The 18,293-nt window shown below is 37.7% G+C and carries 15 protein-coding genes and 1 tRNA gene; 12 read left to right on the top strand and 4 right to left on the bottom strand.

From position 1 onward, the window contains the following. Positions 1–138: 138 nt before the first annotated feature. Positions 139–1,596, top strand: coding sequence for a protein adenylyltransferase SelO (locus H6G44_RS05465; protein ID WP_190387041.1), 1,458 nt, complete (start codon positions 139–141; stop codon positions 1,594–1,596). Between the two features lie 146 nt (positions 1,597–1,742). On the opposite strand, the gene H6G44_RS05460 is transcribed toward H6G44_RS05465, so the two are convergent. Beyond that, positions 1,743–2,783, bottom strand: a complete 1,041-nt coding sequence (locus tag H6G44_RS05460) for a glycerate kinase (RefSeq protein WP_190387040.1) — start codon at positions 2,781–2,783, stop codon at positions 1,743–1,745. 4 nt (positions 2,784–2,787) lie between these two features. Further along, positions 2,788–3,120: a DUF565 domain-containing protein gene (locus H6G44_RS05455; protein ID WP_190387039.1), complete on the bottom strand. Its 333-nt coding sequence runs from the start codon at positions 3,118–3,120 to the stop codon at positions 2,788–2,790. A gap of 153 nt (positions 3,121–3,273) precedes the next feature. Here H6G44_RS05455 and H6G44_RS05450 point away from each other — a divergent pair, with 153 nt between their 5' ends. Beyond that, positions 3,274–3,873: a hypothetical protein gene (locus H6G44_RS05450; RefSeq protein WP_190387075.1), complete on the top strand. Its 600-nt coding sequence runs from the start codon at positions 3,274–3,276 to the stop codon at positions 3,871–3,873. A 72-nt stretch (positions 3,874–3,945) separates the two neighbouring features. Continuing rightward, the gene (locus tag H6G44_RS05445) at positions 3,946–5,778 is read left to right on the top strand and encodes an ArnT family glycosyltransferase (protein ID WP_190387038.1); all 1,833 of its coding nucleotides are present in this window, start codon (positions 3,946–3,948) and stop codon (positions 5,776–5,778) included. A gap of 5 nt (positions 5,779–5,783) precedes the next feature. Here H6G44_RS05445 and H6G44_RS05440 read toward each other — a convergent pair whose 3' ends face one another. Then, complete coding sequence (locus H6G44_RS05440) at positions 5,784–8,987, bottom strand: ATP-binding protein (protein WP_190387037.1); 3,204 nt, start codon at positions 8,985–8,987, stop codon at positions 5,784–5,786. 576 nt (positions 8,988–9,563) lie between these two features. On the opposite strand from H6G44_RS05440, the gene H6G44_RS05435 reads away from it, so the two are divergent. From H6G44_RS05435 to H6G44_RS05395, 9 genes are all read left to right on the top strand, one after another. After that, a complete protein-coding gene (locus tag H6G44_RS05435; protein ID WP_311138779.1) occupies positions 9,564–9,869 on the top strand; it encodes a circadian clock protein KaiA in 306 nt (101 codons plus the stop codon). Positions 9,870–9,963: 94 nt separating this feature from the next. After that, positions 9,964–10,278, top strand: a complete 315-nt coding sequence (gene kaiB / locus H6G44_RS05430) for a circadian clock protein KaiB (protein ID WP_190387036.1) — start codon at positions 9,964–9,966, stop codon at positions 10,276–10,278. A gap of 172 nt (positions 10,279–10,450) precedes the next feature. Next, on the top strand, positions 10,451–12,007 hold the full coding sequence (gene kaiC / locus H6G44_RS05425; protein ID WP_190387035.1) for a circadian clock protein KaiC: 1,557 nt from the start codon (positions 10,451–10,453) through the stop codon (positions 12,005–12,007). A gap of 110 nt (positions 12,008–12,117) precedes the next feature. After that, the gene (locus H6G44_RS05420; RefSeq protein WP_190387034.1) at positions 12,118–14,091 is read left to right on the top strand and encodes a TolC family protein; all 1,974 of its coding nucleotides are present in this window, start codon (positions 12,118–12,120) and stop codon (positions 14,089–14,091) included. 108 nt (positions 14,092–14,199) lie between these two features. Next, complete coding sequence (locus H6G44_RS05415; protein WP_190387033.1) at positions 14,200–14,583, top strand: hypothetical protein; 384 nt, start codon at positions 14,200–14,202, stop codon at positions 14,581–14,583. A gap of 18 nt (positions 14,584–14,601) precedes the next feature. Next, positions 14,602–15,102: a hypothetical protein gene (locus H6G44_RS05410; protein WP_190387032.1), complete on the top strand. Its 501-nt coding sequence runs from the start codon at positions 14,602–14,604 to the stop codon at positions 15,100–15,102. Positions 15,103–15,176: 74 nt separating this feature from the next. Next, positions 15,177–15,956 (top strand): photosystem II S4 domain protein, encoded by a 780-nt coding sequence (locus H6G44_RS05405; RefSeq protein ID WP_190387031.1) that lies wholly within the window; start codon positions 15,177–15,179, stop codon positions 15,954–15,956. Between the two features lie 69 nt (positions 15,957–16,025). After that, a tRNA-Val gene (locus tag H6G44_RS05400) sits at positions 16,026–16,099 on the top strand. A 378-nt stretch (positions 16,100–16,477) separates the two neighbouring features. Beyond that, complete coding sequence (locus H6G44_RS05395; RefSeq protein ID WP_190387030.1) at positions 16,478–16,750, top strand: helix-turn-helix domain-containing protein; 273 nt, start codon at positions 16,478–16,480, stop codon at positions 16,748–16,750. A gap of 57 nt (positions 16,751–16,807) precedes the next feature. Here H6G44_RS05395 and H6G44_RS05390 read toward each other — a convergent pair whose 3' ends face one another. Continuing rightward, entirely contained in the window at positions 16,808–18,004 is a 1,197-nt protein-coding gene (locus tag H6G44_RS05390) for a site-2 protease family protein (RefSeq protein WP_190387029.1), read from the bottom strand. Positions 18,005–18,293: the final 289 nt, after the last annotated feature.

Below are 18,293 nucleotides of genomic sequence, written 5' to 3'. Positions count from 1 at the left end.
TTTTAAAACAAAAAAGTCTTGGATATTAAATACTTTACCAGCCAGCTTAAATGGGGTATTTTATCCTTGAATAGCATTTGAATCAAAATTACGCTTTTTTGTCTATCATTAAAGAAATATCAATTAAGCCTAATTATAATGACTCTGGATGAAACTCCCAATCATACCCATTCCACCAATCCTTTACTTACCCTCAACTATGAATCAGCCCTAGAATCTTTAGGTGATGACTACTATGATAAAGTCGTAGCTGAGGAATTTCCTCAACATATCTTACGTTGGCGCAATAATGCAATATTACCACGCTTAGGACTTGATCCTCAGTCCGTAAAAGACGAAGATTTTATTAACGCTTTTGGTAAATTTGAGTACAGAGAACCCCTATTAGCTCTACGTTATCACGGTTATCAATTTGGACAATATAACCCCCAATTAGGTGACGGTAGAGGCTTTCTTTATGGACAAGTACGGGGTATTGACGGCGAATTATACGATTTTGGCACAAAAGGCTCTGGGAGAACCCCCTACTCTCGCGGTGGTGACGGTATGTTAACACTTAAGGGAGGAGTACGGGAAGTTCTAGCCGCTGAAGCACTTCATGGTTTAGGCGTTCGTACTTCTCGTTGTTTAAGCATGATTGAAACAGGCTTGGGCTTATGGCGCGGTGATGAACCCTCGCCAACTCGTTCTTCTGTAATGATTCGCATGAGTAAATCCCATATTCGTTTTGGTACTTTTGAACGATTAAACTATTTCCAACGACCTGATTTAACGCAAAAACTATTAAATCATGTAATTGAGCAATACTACCCACATTTACAAGCTGAAAATGAAAAATACGCTTTGTTTTACGCCGAATTAGTGCAGCGAGTCGCCGAATTAGTAGCCCAATGGATGGCAGCGGGTTTTTGTCATGCAGTGTTGAATACTGACAATATGTCAATTACCGGGGAAAGTTTTGATTATGGACCCTATGCTTTTATTCCTACCTACGATTTGCAATTTACCGCAGCATATTTTGATTATTATAGACGTTATTGTTACAGTCAGCAACCAGGAATTTGCAAACTGAATTTAGAACTTTTACAAGAACCGTTAAAAGCAATAATTCCTCAAAATGATTTAGACACTGGTTTATCTAAATTTGCTGAATATTATCAAGCGGAATATCGGTCTTTAATGTTGAAAAAATTGGGTTTTGCAGATTTACAATTAGAAGAAGCTGACGAATTGTTGCGGTTAACTATCACCTTTTTACATGATAGTCAAATTGGTTATCATCAATTCTTTGCTGATATAGCTACTACCTTTTCTCATAAATGGCGAGATGATCCAGCTTTAGTAATGAATGGTTCAGATATTATCCCCCCATTAGGAAAATCAGCAACTTTTGATAATTGGTGTTTCCTTTATCATCAAATCCTCAATCATTTTGATCTTGATCAAATGGATAAAATTAGTAAAACTTTAACCGAAACTAATCCAAAAACAGCATTATTAAGACCTGTAATTGAGTCAGTTTGGGAACGAATCACCGAGGATGATAATTGGCAACCTTTTTATGATTTAGTGGAAACACTACAGACAGGGAAATAATACAAGAAACCCACCCCAACCCCCACCCCACAAGAGAGGAGGGGGCTAAAATTTATCCATTCAAGTACATACCAGCAGATTGATAATAAAAGTGTAAATATCTCCTTTCTCTACCTCCGTGATCTCTGTGCCTGGAGTGGTTCATTTCAAAAAGTCGGGGATCTAAACTTACCAAAACTATGATCAGCATTAATTTCAATTACTAAATCAACAGATGATGATTGAATTAAAGGATCAATAAATAATTCTGGATGTAAAGAACGCCAAAAATAATTCACAAATTCCTCTATTTCTAATTCATTCATACCTGATTTACCAGTAGTAATCATTTCTTTTTCCGCTTGTTTTCGCCATACTAAAGAATAACGATAATCTGTGGGATAAAGAACTATTAAACTATTCAATCTTTCCCAAAGTGGTAAATAATTTTTAAGTTGAGCATTCATATCAGCGGCAAATTGTCTATCTGCATCTGTAATAATCGGTGGTGGTGCAGTTAAAAACGCTCTGGGGTGAATTGGTTTCACACCCACAAACCAACCTTCAAACAGAACAATATCCACAGAATTTGTGATATATTCAGGAGTAGTGCGATCGCCAGCACCCCCATAAGCAGATTTATCAAATCTAGGAACTATGACAGGACTATTGCCTTGAGCAACCTGATCGAGTACACTTAGAGCTAGGTGAATATCGTGGGTTCCCGGCGGACCACGCCAAAGCAAACGGGAGTCTTGCTGTGTTAAAGCCAAGCGGTCATTATAGGTTTTGTATAAGTCATCCAAAGACAAACTTAAAGTCCGGTATCCCAACTGCTGGAGAATCAAACCCAGTATTTTGCAGATGGTAGTTTTACCAGTTCCTTGTGAGCCTAAAATCCCCTGGACAAAAGGTTTACCTAGCAGTTTATGTTTTGTGGCAATTTGGACTCCCAAAGGTAGCCATAAATCCCACAATGGCCTTAACAGGGCTTGGGGTTCAGTTTTTAGGGTAATTTGACAAAATTGGCTAAAATCAGGGAAAACTAACTTCAGTAAATCCCCCCTTCCTTGTATACGTTCAACCACATTATCAGAAGTAATATTAAACACCTTAGCCTGTATTGGATTTGCCAAGGCTGAGGCTTGTGCTAATACTTGCCAAGATGTGTCCGTTGTCAAAATTTTACCTAGCCATTCATTACTCATAAAATCAAGAACCCAGCTTCAAAGCTTCTAGAAAGAGACTATAGATAAAACCAACCTTGAGACAATTAAGTATTTCCACCCAAAATACTTGGTAAGCGAAGAATCTGCGGCTGTAAAATATCCTACTAGTAATTTCAGTTAGTAAAACCAAAAATCCAGCCACCACAATGTCTAATTCTGCCTTTTGTCCAGCAGTTGTTGATACTGCAGACCCCAAAAAAAAGCCAAACAAAAAACTAATTAGTATTAGGGATAAGCGCCGCCAAGGATTAAGAAACCATTCGCTCAAGCTTCTATAAATTGTGACTAACAACTTGTTCAGACGAGTATTCTGCATAGTGACAGAGAACAAAAAGCGGGGGAGAAAAAATCAGTTTAATTTTGTGAACCTAGATAATTTACTGTTATAAAATCTCAGTAAATTACTCTAATTTCCTGGAAAATCATTGAGTTTGTCTACAAAAAATCTTATTTCTAAATCTATATCATGATGAAAAACCTTCTGTATCCGTCTCGTCACTTCATTATCGCTTTTTGGACTTTGGGATTTATGGGGATCATCACAGGATGCTTAGATATGAGAATATCTTTTGAGCCTAAAAATCCAGAAACAACTGGACAGATGATCACCAATACTGGCGAAAATAGAGATCAAATTAACTTAGATAGTACAAGAAATGCGTCAGTAGAATCAAGTTCACAGAAAAATCAGCCCACAGTTGTAGACTATCAGGTTAATTCAGATAGTAAACCCAAGGTCGCTGGCTCACTTCGCATGAGCAACAAAACTACACAACCTGTCCGTCTAGCATTATTAGCCAGACAATCATCTTCAAAAAGTGCCACTGTCAATAAAAATAAATCTAGTATTCCAGCCCATTGGGATTTCGCTCCCCAAGAAGGCAACGAGAGGGGGCTAGTCTTATCTTTACCTCAAGCTAATTTAAGACTAAAGAAAGGTGATATTTTAGTGGCCTTTGCCCAAGATGGTTCTCGACGCTATTGGGGTCCCTATGTTGTAGGAGAAACGTCCTCCCCTGAATGGAATCCTCAAACTCAAGAATGGCAATTGGTGTTACAAGATAGGTGATAGGTTATTCCCTTGTAAACTGTTTATTGTCTATGGGCAGGACAGGATTTCCCAGTCTGGAAGTATGAATTCATGAGTATAAAATTTAGTGTTCCTCGGCAAATTCTTGATCAGTGGTTCAATAATTTAGAACAGCGCCCAGTCCTGGCTGTAGCTGTTTCGTCCCTGTGGTTATTGGTGATTGGTGGGATAGCCTTTGGCTGGAATTTGGGCAATGTGGGCTTAATTGATGAAACTGAGCCACTTTTTGCGGAAGCTTCCCGACAAATGCTAGTTACTGGTGATTGGATTACGCCGTTTTTTAATGGTGAAACTCGCTTTGATAAACCTGCTTTGATTTATTGGTGTCAAGCCATCGCTTACTCTATTATGGGGGTGAATGAATGGTCCGCCCGTATCCCCTCAGTATTAGCCGCAATGAGTGTAATTGCCTTGGCGTTTTATACTGTGCAATGGTATTTTGCCAAAAAAGACGAATTAGAACAAGTTAGCAACTTACCCAGACGTTACTTGACAGCGGCTATAGCTGCGGCTTTAATGGCACTCAACCCGGAAATGATTGCTTGGGGAAGAACCGGGGTTTCTGATATGTTACTCACCGGCTGTATAGGTTCAAGCTTATTATGTTTTTTCCTAGGATATGCTCATAATAACACTTCCATCTTCATTGCTAATTGGCGACTTCCTAATCAATGGTATCTAGCTTGTTATGTTTTAATTGCTGGGGCAATATTAACTAAAGGTCCCGTAGGCATTGTCTTACCAGGATTAATTATGATTGCCTTTGCCTTGTATGTGGGGAAATTTTGGGAACTTTGGCGGGAAATGCGCCCAATTTTGGGTATGGGCATAGTTTTAGGGTTATCACTTCCTTGGTATATTTTGGTAACTTGGCGCAATGGCTGGAATTTTATTAACGCCTTTTTTGTTTATCACAATTTAGAACGGTTTACCGAAGTTGTGAATGGTCACTCAGCCCCCTGGTATTTTTACTTTTTAGTCGTATTGCTGGGCTTTGCCCCTTATGCAGTATACATCCCTGCGTCCCTAGCTAGAGTAAAATTTTGGCAGCGATCGCACTGGTTAAAACAAGAACGTTCGCAACAGTTAGGTTTATTTGCCTGTTTATGGTTTCTGGGTGTATTTGCCTTTTTCACAATTTCCGTTACCAAGTTACCCAGTTATGTATTACCTTTAATGCCAGCCGCGGCCATACTTGTGGCATTATTCTGGAGTGATCTTTTCCCTACTTTCACCCCAATTCCTCTTAAATCTTTACGTATCAGTGCTTGGATAAACGTAGTCTTTTTGACTATTATTGCCATTGCCCTATTCAACCTTACCCAAATTGCAGGGTCTGATCCTGCTGCTCCTGAATTATACGTACAAATGGAGAAATCAGGCATACTCAAAGCTGGGGGAATAATTTGGTTATTATCTACAGTTACCTTAGCTATTCTCATATTAAAACACTGTTACCGACAGATCATCATCATTAATTTGGTAGGATTTATAGCCTTTCTTACTATTGCTTTAATACCTGCTGTTTTAATCATGGACCAACAGCGTCAACTGCCTCTGAGAGAATTATCAGCCCTAATTGTTGAATCAAAACAAGCCAATGAAGAATTAATTATGGTAGGTTTTAAAAAACCTACCGTGACTTTCTACAGCCAGCAGAATGTTAATTACATCAAATTTTCCCAACAAGCTCTAGAATATATTCAAAAGCAAGCATCCCAAAAAACTAAACCACCATCATTATTAATCCTACTTGAAGAGGGAAAATTTCGAGAAATGAATTTATCACCTGATAGTTATAAAAATCTAGCTACCAAAGGTGCTTATCGTCTTATTCGCATTCCTTTGAAAACAGCTAAACAGGAAAATTTCAACTTGTCTTAAATAAATCAAATTTTAGCCAAAGCTTGATTTATATGAGTTAATAGTTCTTCCATGGAAATGGAATGTGGTAATATCTGGGTAGCAATTTCTCGAACCGCAGTTTCTGCAGAGGAGGTATATTTTTGTTTCCGAGATTTTGCCAGATTTCCATAATTCTGTTGATTTAATTTTTGGTCAAGTACCAAAATTGGCGGTAATTTAAAGGGTATATTACTCAATGATTCTATAGCTTTTTGTACTTCTTTATTAATTGCCGTTTCGTGTAAGCAAATCAAAAGTAAATCAACACTTTTACGATTGACTTGTTGAACAACTTCCGACCAACAACTAGGAATAGAAGCTCTAAAACCAGCAGTTTGTAAATATTGAATTAAAGCTTGAAACCATTCATATCCCTTATTAATTTGCTCTTCTTCAGAATTAAGAACAGAATTGTTAACTGATTGATAATCTTTGATTGGTTGGCGTTTTTCTTTGGTTAAATTACTCAACATAGTTATATCTACTACTAAAATATTTATTGGACAACAAATACCAGCAGCAATTTGTAATACAGATGATAAAGCATCTTGTTGATAATTTTGATGATTATTTTCCTGAATTAAGGGACTTAAACAAGGAAATACAGATAATCCTGGTATTTGGGAAGCAGCCAAAGTAGTAGCAACATCACAAGTTACCAATGGTAGCATGGTCAATGTTTCATATTTAGTTAATTGTTCTAGATAAGTGCGAGCGGTAGAAATTTGCATATCTAATAATATCACATCAAACTGCCAGACTCGCGCTAATAAATCGGCTTGGTCTAAATCATCTACTTCAATTACCCTATGTTCTCGCAGAGAAGGATAAAGATTAATTGCTTCTAATTCTGGATTTATTAACCTAAGAATTCGGAGAGAAATATTCTTCGGATTGATATCCTGATTTTCTATTCCTGAATGCTTAAATTCAGTCGTTATTGATATTTTTTCTAACAATGATATCAATGATTGTTCCTTGATTGGTAAACTTAAAAAACTATCAGCTTGTTTAGTAAATGCCTGTTCCTTTTCTGTTGCTGTAGCTGTAATAATAACATGAATGTCCCGAGTTAAAACATCAGATTTCAGTAAAGTGATCACATCCCAACCAGAAAGTAAAGGTAATAAAGGATTTAAAAATATCGCCTTTGGTTGTAAACGTCGAGCTTTTTCTAGTGCTTCTGTTCCTGATCTAGCAATAACCACACGATAATTTAAACCTTTGAGTTGTTCCGTTAACTCCTCAATATATTGAGTTACTGCTTCTACTACTAACACCAATCTTTGGGAAGAATTAGATTGATATTGGGAGGAATTATTGAGACTATCATCAGCATAATTATCCATTTCCCTCCTTTTTGGGACTATATCTTCAGAGTCACTAAAACTGGCTTTTGGGGGGCTGGGAGGTAAAAGCAAAGTAAACTGACTACCTTTACCTTCACGAGACAAGAAACTCACATCTCCACCATGCAAACGAGCCAAAGCTCTAGTTAAGACCAATCCTAAACCCGTTCCTTCAAACTGGCGCGTCAGCGGATTTTCTAATTGCTGGAATTTTTGAAAAATTAAATGTTGTTGTTGTTCAGGAATACCAATTCCTGTATCCCAAACAGTAAAAGTAATCCAACGTTCCCAACGGGTTACCCGTAAACCAATTTCTCCAGATATTTCTGTGAATTTAAAGGCATTGGCAAGTAAATGTACCAACATTTGCCGCAAACGTAATTCATCTGCTACCATTTGTTCTAAACCCGGTTCAATAACTAGGCTAAATTGGTGGTTAGATAAATTTTGATTTTCTGATTTCGATAACTGTTTAGTTTTGTAAGTTTGATGATAAATATTTTTAACATCTGAAAAAGCTCGTTCACAGATTGACTGAATGTTTACTGGAGTGAAAGTGAGTTCCATTTGTCCCGTTTCCATTCGAGTCAAATCCAAAATATCATTAACTACACTCATCAAATGTCTGCCACTTTGATGAATTAACCCAGCATAGCGGGCTTGACGCTCATTTAGTTGTCCTAACTGTTGATCTACAAGTAATCGAGATAGTCCCAAAACTGCCGTTAGTGGTGTTTTTAATTCATGACTAATGCAAGCTAAAAACTCATCTTTTAAGCGATTAAGTTGAATTAAATCGGCATTTTTTGCCGCCAATTCTTTATAAATTTGTTGTTGTTCTGTTACATCTGTGGCTAATATTAGCCATAGTTCTTCTCTATTTGGTGTTGGTTCTAAATCCGTAGCCCAAATTTTTAATTCACTACTATCTAAAGGGACTTTTGCAAACTGCCAAATCCGTTCTTGACCAGTTTTAATTTCAACAACACAAGTACAAATATCTAATTGCGTATCTAAAATACAGCGGTCAGCACCACTACTTATAGTTAGGGGTGATTCTTGTAGAAATGGTAAAATTGATGGTGAGTAAGGCGGAAAACCTGTCGGTGAAATACCTTGTCTCTGGTGTTGTGGAGCATCTTTTGGGGTAAGTATAGTTTCTACCTGTTTCCTAATGCCTTCGGGATCTTTTAATACTCCTAGTTGTTGCCACCAAGCGGGATTTTGCGTAATTACTTCACCATAATTTGTTTGTAACATTATTGGCCAGGGTAATCTAGCTAATAAATGGACTATGGATTTGTGTATTTTCGGTTGGTGTTGTTGTCCTTGTTTCCTATTTTCTTGGGGTATTAAAGCTTTGTCAGTAGTTTGGCAATTGTTACCTATTTCTTCCCTGGTGGTACTAATGGGAATTTTCCCCCCAGTTAATAATTGTAATAGGCGTAAAGTATCGAGGATTCCCAAATATTTACCATTTGAGTCAACTAGCACCCAATTTAAGCTTCTTTGTTGTTTAGTTTTCTGGTATTTTAAAGATAAGCTGAATTTTTCCAGACTGTCTGCGGCTGGAATGGTCTGTATTGGTTCTATTAGGGATTTTTCTACCTGTGAAAGTGGTTGTTCTAAATTTAAGGGGTAGTCACCAGCGGCCGTCGCCAATAATTGTGGCACTAACCGAGCAGAGTACAACAAACCAACGGGACATTGCTTTGAATTAACTATTACTAAGCGATCGCACTGTTCTTTGGTAAAAATGTGCAGTGCTGTTGCTAAAGTCTTTGTTTCTAAGCAAATTGGTACAGTTGCTAGAAGTTCATAAAGTGGGTACTGTAGCATAACATAAATCCTCGGTGGTCATTCTTCTTGTGATCAACTCCAGCATTACCATCAGCACTTGGTTTAGATGGTCTTCAAGCCTGAAGCAATATCCTTCAAGAATATTTAGAATGGCTACGCCACACTACGCTATTAGCGATTCTGCTGACAATTGACGTTTCTACCTTGGGCAAGTAACCGTCCTTACCAGCTTGCTACTGGTGTTGAAAGTCATCATTTTTTTATGGTGACAACTACAACAATAATTATGACTCTAAAGATTCGTTTTAGAACCTTGAGGAATTATAATGATTTAAAATGCCACAATTCTTTAAATTCGTTTAAGTATCTTATCAATAAATGAAATTTTGTCATCTATCCCCTGATAGATATGTCAATCACATCTTCCCTCAGTTGTTACCCTGGGTTAAATGCGTAAGTCTTAGAATTTACCAGTTTTATTACTGAGTCTGAATAAGTATCATTAGTTGCAAGTCAATATATTGTCAGCCACAAAACCCTAATCAAAAATCAGCTAATCAAGATAATTATTTCTTGTGCTTTAGCAAATCGCAAAAGTCACCAACTTTTCAGGATATGAATGCTAATGAAAAACAGCGACTTTTAGCAAAACTTAAATCAGATTATTGGCAAATTATTATCAATTATTTTATTAGTGACAAAGCATTACACGAAAAAATTGATAAGTTTATTAATGCCTTATGTTATGCTAATATTCCTGTACCACAAATTATAGAAATGCAGATGAAAATCATTGATAAATTTGCGAGACAATTAAGGATAGAAGGCAGAAGCAATGAAACAGATTACCGCTTAACCTTAATAGATATTTTGGCACATCCTGGTGAAGTGTATCGCTGTTTTGTTGCTAAAATCAGTTAAATACTAGTAGAAATTACATCTACATCCTTAAATGTGTATATCAGGAATGCAATTTTTGATCTTTTACCTCTATATTTTTAGGAGTTTATATTGTATGAATGAAGCTAAAAAAACCTATGTTCTCAAGCTCTATGTAGCAGGAAAAACCCCTAATTCAATGCGGGCTTTAAAAACACTCAAAAATATCTTAGAAGAAGAATTTCAAGGAGTTTATGCCTTAAAAGTAATTGATGTCCTGAAGAACCCCCAATTAGCTGAAGAAGATAAAATACTTGCCACACCAACACTATCAAAAATTTTGCCACCTCCTGTGCGAAAAATTATTGGTGATTTAACAGACAGAGAAAGAGTGTTAATTGGTTTAGATCTACTTTATGAAGAATTAAATGAAGAAAATAGAAAAGAATAATACAAAATGCAGGAGGCAAAAGGTAAGAGTAAATTCCTGGAGGTAGCTATTTATTGATGTAAATTTGGGAATTTATTTACCTGAAACTTGGTATATTTATTTAGTTATTAAAAATAATTAAAAACTTTCTTGATTTTAAAAACCTGGGTTGAATATCCATATTAGATAAACCATGACCACAAAAGAGCAACCTGAACAAAAAAAAATACCCATTGGTGTCGAAAAAATTCGCACAATGATCGAGGGCTTTGACGATATTAGTCATGGTGGATTGCCCGTTGGTAGAACTACTTTAGTTAGTGGGACTTCAGGAACAGGCAAAACTTTATTATCACTGCAATTCCTTTATCATGGCATCACTTACTTTGACGAACCAGGAGTATTTGTCACCTTTGAGGAATCACCCAATGACATTATTAAAAATGCTCATATTTTTGATTGGAATTTACAAGGTTTAATTGATGAAGGTAAATTATTTATTCTCGACGCTTCTCCAGATCCTGAAGGTCAAGATATAGTCGGTAATTTTGATTTATCTGCCCTGATTGAACGGTTACAATATGCCATTCGTAAATACAAAGCTAAAAGAGTTTCCATTGATTCAATGACAGCCATATTTCAACAATATGAAGCTATCGGCGTAGTCCGGCGAGAAATATTTCGTTTAGTAGCACGGTTGAAACAATTGAATGTCACCACAATCATTACCACTGAACGGGCTGAAGAATATGGTCCTGTAGCATCTTTTGGCGTTGAAGAATTTGTTTCCGACAATGTAGTTATTGTTCGCAACATTTTAGCAGGAGAACGCCGTCGTCGAACCATTGAAATTCTCAAATTACGGGGAACAACCCACATGAAAGGTGAATATCCCTTCACAATCACCAACGAAGGAGTTAATATATTCCCCTTGGGAGCAATGCGATTAACACAAAGATCCTCTAATATGCGAGTATCTTCTGGGGTGAAAATTCTGGATCAAATGTGTGGAGGTGGTTTCTTTAAAGATTCGATTATTTTAGCAACAGGAGCTACAGGTACTGGTAAAACTTTATTAGTTAGTAAGTTTATTGAAGATGGCTGCATTAATGGTGAAAAAGTAATATTATTTGCCTATGAAGAATCTCGCGCCCAACTTTCTCGAAATGCCTATTCCTGGGGAATTAATTTTGAGGAACTAGAACATCAAGGATTACTAAAAATAATTTGTACCTATCCTGAATCAACTGGTTTAGAAAATCACTTACAAATTATTAAATCAGAAATATCCCATTTTAAACCCGCCCGCATTGCCATTGATTCACTGTCAGCAATGGCTAGAGGTGTGAGTAATAACGCCTTTCGTCAGTTTGTAATTGGTGTTACAGGTTATGCTAAACAAGAAGAAATTACTGGTTTTTTTACCAATACTACAGACCAATTTCTCGGTTTTAATTCCATTACTGACTCCCATATTTCCACAATTACAGACACAATTTTGATATTACAATATGTAGAAATTCATGGAGAAATGTCACGGGCAATTAACGTATTTAAAATGCGCGGCTCGTGGCATGATAAAGGAATCCGTGAATACAATATTACGGCCGATGGACCTGATATTAAAGATTCATTCCGTAATTATGAGCGAATTATTAGTGGTGCACCTAGCCGCGTTAATGTAGACGAAAAGGCGGAACTTTCTCAGATTGTCAAACGTTTTGAAGATAAGCCGAATTCTGACATTTAAAATAGGGTATGGTGCGATATTTCTGCTTAAAACTTGAGATCGTGCTATATTTTGTGGTGAAGACGGGTACTCTACCGCTTATATTAATATTTTTTGTGTGAGGGGATGCGGTGAAAGGACAGCAATTATTCCATTGTTTCTTGCCAGGTGTTACAGCAGCAGTATTAACAACTCAGCCAGCTTGGGCTAGTGTTATGAAAGTCGGTGAGATACAGCTAACTTCTGCTTCTAGCGTGTTGCTTGCTACTAAGAGTGAAAATTTATTCACGGACAATAGCTTACTGCCCAAAGTTCAGGTTAAAGGTAACTCAGGATTATTACCCGCTAGTTATTTCAGTCAAGGTCCTATCAGCCCTGTTGGTAACCGGGGTCTACCTGTAATCATCGCTGACAATTATCTCAGTCTTGAGGGCGGAAAAATCCTTGAAAAAGATGAGAATAGATTTGTCAGTTTTTCTGATCTATCAAACGGTAATTTACTAGCTACTAGTAATCCTACATTAAGTGGTGATATCAGTGTCGCAAAGTTACTAGAATCTAGTAATTGTTCACAGACACAACTAAAAAGTCAAGCGGCTTTGCTACTTGCTGCTCATACCTGCTTACCCCAAAATACTCATGGTTGGATAGCACAAACAACAGTTCCTACTACCTCTGAATCTAATACTCCTCCTCCGTCTCCTCCTGCGGAGAATGTTCAACCCGCACCTAATCAACCTGTTATTTCTAATGTTTCTAATCAGTTAGATCCTAGCCCTAATCCGCTGTTATATCCGACGCAAGTAGAGGAAGTGAAAGTGGGGGGAAATCAGCCCATTAGTTTGTCACAGGCTCTGGAATTGGCTAAACGGAATAATAATGATTTACAGGTGTCTGTGTTAAGACTAGAACAGAGTAAGTCAGTTTTACGTGAAGCCCAAGCGGCTTTATTTCCTAGTGTGGATTTGAGTGCTGATGTTACCAATAGTCGCAATGTTGGAACTACACTACAGTTTGACCAAGCTAGAACTACAAATCCTTTAGTCGGTGATCCTCCATCCAATACGACACTAAGCGGAACTGCACAGATAAAATATGATATTTATACCTCTGGTAGGCGTAATGGCGCTATTCAGGAGGCTGAAGAAAGGATACGTGTACAAGAATTGGATGTAGAAAGACAATCAGAAGAAATTCGCCTAAATGTATCTAGGGCATATTATGATCTCCAACAAACCGATGAAAATGTCAGAATTTCTCAGTCAGCAGTAGAAAACGCACAAGCTAGTTTAAAAGATGCCATGGCCTTAGAAAAAGCTGGCGTAGGTACTCGTTTTGATGTATTGCGATCGCAGGTAAACCTAGCTAATTCTCAACAAGAGCTAACTAATGCCATCTCTCAACAACAAATTGCCCGCCGCAAGTTAGCACCACTGTTAAATTTACCCCAGTCAGTGAGTATTAGTGCAGGTGATCCTGTAAAATTAGCGGGTTTATGGCAGCATCCACTAGAGCAAAGTATTGTTACAGCCTATCAAAATCGTCCTGAACTACAACAAAACCTAGCACAGCGCAAAATTGGTGAAGCACAAATAAAACAGGCTTTATCTTCTTCTGGTCCTCAGGTGAGCTTAGTCGGTAGATATAACTTATTAGATCAGTTTGATGACCAAACTAGTGTCAGCGATGGTTATTCATTGGGACTACAAGCCAGCATTAATTTATATGGTGGGGGAGCAGGAACAGCAAGAGCAGCCCAAGCTAAAACCAGTATTGCGATCGCTGAAACTCAGTTTTCTGAACAGCGCAACCAAATCCGCTTCCAGGTAGAACAAGCATACTCTACCCAAGCATCAAGTTTAGAAAACGTACAAACTTCCAATGTGGCTTTAGAACAAGCTAAAGAGTCTTTGCGGTTAGCGCGGTTAAGATTCCAAGCAGGTGTAGGAACTCAAAGTGATGTAATTAACGCATTAAATGATCTGACACGGTCGGAAGGAAATCGCGTCAAAGCAATATTAGATTACAATCGTGCTTTGACAGAGTTACAAAGATATGTAACATCTAGGGGTTTGAAACAATTACAGGAGTCAGGAGTTAAGTAAGAAGCCAGGAAGCAGGGAGCAGGGGGCAAGAATTTATTTTCCCAGTCCCCAATACCCAATACCCAATGCTGTAAAATAGTTTTCAAACTCCGGGCTAGTCAAAAACTCATGACTAAAGTTACATCACAAGAGATTGCAAAATTTCGTTCCCTTATGGTAGATGATCCTCAAGCAATGGAAACATTAGACTTGATAGAGGACTGCGATGGAGATTTAGAAGACGCGGTAATGACTCTGGCTATTAAAGCTGGACAACAACCAGAACAAACAAATTCCGAATGGTTAGACGCTTTAGCCAAAAAATGGCGGGCTATAATTTGTGAACAAGAACATCGAGAAGACTTGTTAAATGGGTCAATTCAAGAGATAATTAAACATCTAGGGACAATACCTAGTTTTCCCCAAGGTCTAGCTGCACCCGTTTTAATTTATATTCTTAAACAAGGTGTGAATAGTTTTTGTGAGCCTTTGGACTTGCTAAAGTCACATTAATCCTGAATTTTAAAATTGATGAATTATCTTGTTGCTGTATTATCAGACCGTATCCAAGCCGAAGCCGCTGATCTAGCTTTAGAAAAAGAAGGCATAAATGGCACTATTCTTGGTAGAGGTTATAAAAGTGCTGATGAATTTGGTTTAATTGATCCCAAAGAACAAGCGAAAAAACAAGTAAAATTAATGGCGATTTGGTTAGTACCATTTGGCTTTTTTTCCGGTTTCACTTTCAGTTTGATCACTGGTTTAGATACCTTTGCTTGGGCTGGAGAAATCGGTAATCACGTAATTGGCGGAATTTTGGGCGCTGGTAGTGGGGCTATGGGTAGTATATTTGTGGGGGGTGGTGTTGGTTTATTTGAAGGAGGTGGTGATGCTTTACCCTATCGTAATCGTTTAGATGCAGGTAAGTATTTAATTGTGGTTCAGGGTTCGGAAACTCTGACCCGTCAAGCTACTCGTATTTTACGCCAGTTTGAACCAGAAAATATTCAAGGTTATGCTGAAACTAATTAGTTAGTTGTCCGTTGTCCGTTGTCCGTTGTCCGTTGTCCGTTGTCAGCCCCCAGCCCCCTGTAAATCCTAAATTCATGCTACCTAGAGAAGAACTTTTAAAAGGTGTTGAAAACCGCGATACTGTCGCCCGTGTGATTGATCAAGCAGATCAGGCTATAAAGACCTGGGAAGTCGTATTTACAGATTTTTTGTCTCCGCCGGAGTTGGCGGAAATTCAAAGGGTATTTAGCCGCTTAACGGAGGTGCATTCGGTAGCCTGGGGGGGATATCCACAAGCGGAAAGACAACGACTGGCGATCGCTCGTGCTGATTTACCATTAGATCAGTCTCAAGTTGCTATCATGGCTTTGGAAATTGCCGGTAATTTCCTATTTGATACAGCAAATCACCGGGATTTTTTAGGCGCAATGTTGGGAACGGGGATTGTCCGGGAAAAAACGGGAGATGTGATTGTCTTGGGGGAAAGAGGGTCACAGGTGATTGTTGTCCCGGAATTGGGAGAATTTTTAGAGATGAGTTTAAAACAGGTGCGCTCTGTACCAGTGAGAACTCAACGTATCGATATTAGCGAATTAAAAATCCGCGAACCTAAGAAAAAAGAATTAACAACCGTGGAAGCTTCTTTGCGGTTAGATGCGGTGGCTTCTGCTGGGTTTGGGATGTCCCGCAGTAAAATGGTAGATCTAATAGATTCCAATGATGTGCGTGTCAATTGGAAGGAAGTCACTCAAGCCAGTTCTCAATTGAAAACAGGGGATTTAATCGCTATTCGGGGAAAAGGTCGGTTGGAAGTTGGGGAAATTGCGGTGACAAAAAAGGATCGCTATCGGGTACAGTTGACTAGATATATGTAGAATAAAATTTGGATTTTAGGGATTGACAAATTATATTTTATGTGATATGTTATTAGTCTATGGGATTAAGGACGGTTAGCTCAGGTGGTTAGAGTACATCGTTGACATCGATGGGGTCGTTGGTTCGAGTCCAATACCGTCCATACTTTTTGTATAGTGACTAGTTATAATATGTCATTGGTGACAATTTAGTGTCGTTAGGTTAATTGTTGTCGTTTTAATGGTAGTGAAAAATTAATGTCATTTATTGATATATCAAAGCGATATGTCAACAATGTACTTTCTTTCAACCCTCTTTTTATAAGAGTATCCAGGAAGCGTAAAACTCAGTGATATCTGAGATATAAGCGACACGATGGATTTTACAGCAGTTTGAGATCAAACGCGGTAAGTACCTGGAGATAATTAATTACACAAATAAATAACATAATATATTAAGATATAAGAGTATTTATATTAATTCTAATTTCTAATTAAAATGATATTTATTCGAGAAATCAATCCTCTTTCAGCCAAATAGTATGATTGGATTGTATAATAAACCAGGTAGAGGATGTAAATCAAAATTTAATACAGAGCAAAAAGAAAAAATCAGAGAATTTGTAAAACAAGAACCAAGACCGTTAAAACAGGTAGTGCAAAAGGTCAAAGAAGAGTGGGGAATTATATCAAGCAAGAAAACAATTCAGATTTCCGTTTTTTCTAATCTCAGTAGACTCATAGTAATGATTCTTAATGTATTAAAAGAAGAAAGCAGAATGATTATTAGTCTTATTAAAAAACTAGAAAATTAATTTTTTCCCTGTTCCCTGTTCCCTGTTCCCTTCTCATAACAAGTATCTAAGAGCCTTTTATTTTTCTAGAGATTTTGCTATTACCCCCAATTGTAATCCAGGAGGAAAGCTACCTTCTTCTTTAATACGCTTGATTTCCGATGAGGGAATTGGCAAATTTAAATTTTGTGCTAATGCTTGAACAATATCCCCTCTATCAATAACACCAGCAACAGCATCCGCAGGAGAAAGAACGGTAATTTGAGATAATTGTGCAGTTTCTAATTTCTTAATTACCTCAGCAAAAGAAGTAGATTCGACAACCGTAGGAATTGTATTCAGAGGCTGAACAATTGTTTGCAAAGTTTGATTTTCCCATTCGCTTCTTTGGATTGTCCGCAAATCATTAATCGCCACTAAACCCTGATAACGACCATCAGCAGCAGCAAAATAAACTTGAGATGTAGTGGTTTCCAAAAGATAGGAATCAGCAAATTCTCGCAATGTTTGATTAGCATCAACTACCCGAAAATTCCGCGTCATGGCATCAGATGCTACTAACTTTAGTAAAGTTTCTTGTAATGTAGTTACACGGTCATAACTGTTAGCATTCCGAATTGCAAACCAACCAATCAAAACAATCCATAAACCCGTGATTAATTCCCCAGTTAAAAAATCAATCACAAATCCCAAAACGATCGCCGTATAACCTAAAATTTGCCCAGATCTAGCAGCCCAGTGTACCGCTTGAAAGCGATCACCCGTAATTTTCCATAAAGCCGCTTTTAAAACCTGGCCTCCATCCAAAGGTAAACCAGGAATTAAATTAAATAAAGCCACAACTAAGTTAATTCTTGATAAATCTCCCGTCATTTCATTCAAGAGGTTACTATCAGGAATTACACTCGCTATTAGACGCAGTAATAAAAATAGAATCACACTTACCGCAGGACCTGCGATGGCCACTTGAAAAGCCAGACCTGGAGTTGTTGATTCCTCTTCTATAGCCGCAACTCCCCCAAAGAAAAATAAAGTAATAGAATTAACTTTAATTCCCTGGGATTGTGCCACCAAACTATGTCCTAGCTCATGCAGCAGTACGGAAACAAATAACAGCAGTGCCATAATTAAACCAGCACCCCAACCCGCGACAGTCCCCCATTGTTGGTAAGCTAAACCAAAATTGAGAGTTGTTAACCCCAAAATTACAAACCATAAGGGGTCTAAAAATAAAGGAATCCCAAATAAAGAACCTATTTGCCAATTTGTTTGCATTATTAAGTATTTCCAGAAATTCTTTTATAGTTAGAAATTTAGGTATAACTCTAGGATAGACAATTTCCCAAATTTGATCACCAAAAAAAGCGTCAGATCCCAGACTTTTTAGAAAATTCGGGGATCTGGAATTTGCCAAAACAGCGATAGGTAAACTTAAGCCGTTACCCAGCTAAATTTGATAACCACAATTTACTTAAACTTTGTGGTGCGGGCATCTTGACCGCTAGAATTATACAAACTAAATGCAGTAAAACTTAGATAGGTAAACTTAAGCCGTTACGCAGCT

The sequence above is a fragment of the Aphanizomenon flos-aquae FACHB-1287 genome, from assembly GCF_014698755.1.
Lineage (GTDB): Bacteria > Cyanobacteriota > Cyanobacteriia > Cyanobacteriales > Nostocaceae > Dolichospermum > Dolichospermum flosaquae.
This window is presented reverse-complemented; position numbering and strand designations above follow the sequence as displayed.

Bases quoted from the DNA above. Each gene is read 5' to 3' on its own strand.
- H6G44_RS05415 (WP_190387033.1), top strand. From the start codon at position 14,200: ATGACTAAAGTTACATCACAAGAGATTGCAAAATTTCGTTCCCTTATG.
- kaiC (WP_190387035.1), top strand. From the start codon at position 10,451: ATGACCACAAAAGAGCAACCTGAACAAAAAAAAATACCCATTGGTGTC.
- H6G44_RS05450 (WP_190387075.1), top strand. From the start codon at position 3,274: ATGAAAAACCTTCTGTATCCGTCTCGTCACTTCATTATCGCTTTTTGG.
- kaiB (WP_190387036.1), top strand. From the start codon at position 9,964: ATGAATGAAGCTAAAAAAACCTATGTTCTCAAGCTCTATGTAGCAGGA.
- H6G44_RS05410 (WP_190387032.1), top strand. From the start codon at position 14,602: ATGAATTATCTTGTTGCTGTATTATCAGACCGTATCCAAGCCGAAGCC.
- H6G44_RS05465 (WP_190387041.1), top strand. From the start codon at position 139: ATGACTCTGGATGAAACTCCCAATCATACCCATTCCACCAATCCTTTA.
- H6G44_RS05405 (WP_190387031.1), top strand. From the start codon at position 15,177: ATGCTACCTAGAGAAGAACTTTTAAAAGGTGTTGAAAACCGCGATACT.
- H6G44_RS05440 (WP_190387037.1), bottom strand. From the start codon at position 8,987: ATGCTACAGTACCCACTTTATGAACTTCTAGCAACTGTACCAATTTGC.
- H6G44_RS05445 (WP_190387038.1), top strand. From the start codon at position 3,946: ATGAGTATAAAATTTAGTGTTCCTCGGCAAATTCTTGATCAGTGGTTC.
- H6G44_RS05455 (WP_190387039.1), bottom strand. From the start codon at position 3,120: ATGCAGAATACTCGTCTGAACAAGTTGTTAGTCACAATTTATAGAAGC.
- H6G44_RS05460 (WP_190387040.1), bottom strand. From the start codon at position 2,783: ATGAGTAATGAATGGCTAGGTAAAATTTTGACAACGGACACATCTTGG.
- H6G44_RS05390 (WP_190387029.1), bottom strand. From the start codon at position 18,004: ATGCAAACAAATTGGCAAATAGGTTCTTTATTTGGGATTCCTTTATTT.
- H6G44_RS05435 (WP_311138779.1), top strand. From the start codon at position 9,564: ATGAATGCTAATGAAAAACAGCGACTTTTAGCAAAACTTAAATCAGAT.
- H6G44_RS05395 (WP_190387030.1), top strand. From the start codon at position 16,478: ATGATTGGATTGTATAATAAACCAGGTAGAGGATGTAAATCAAAATTT.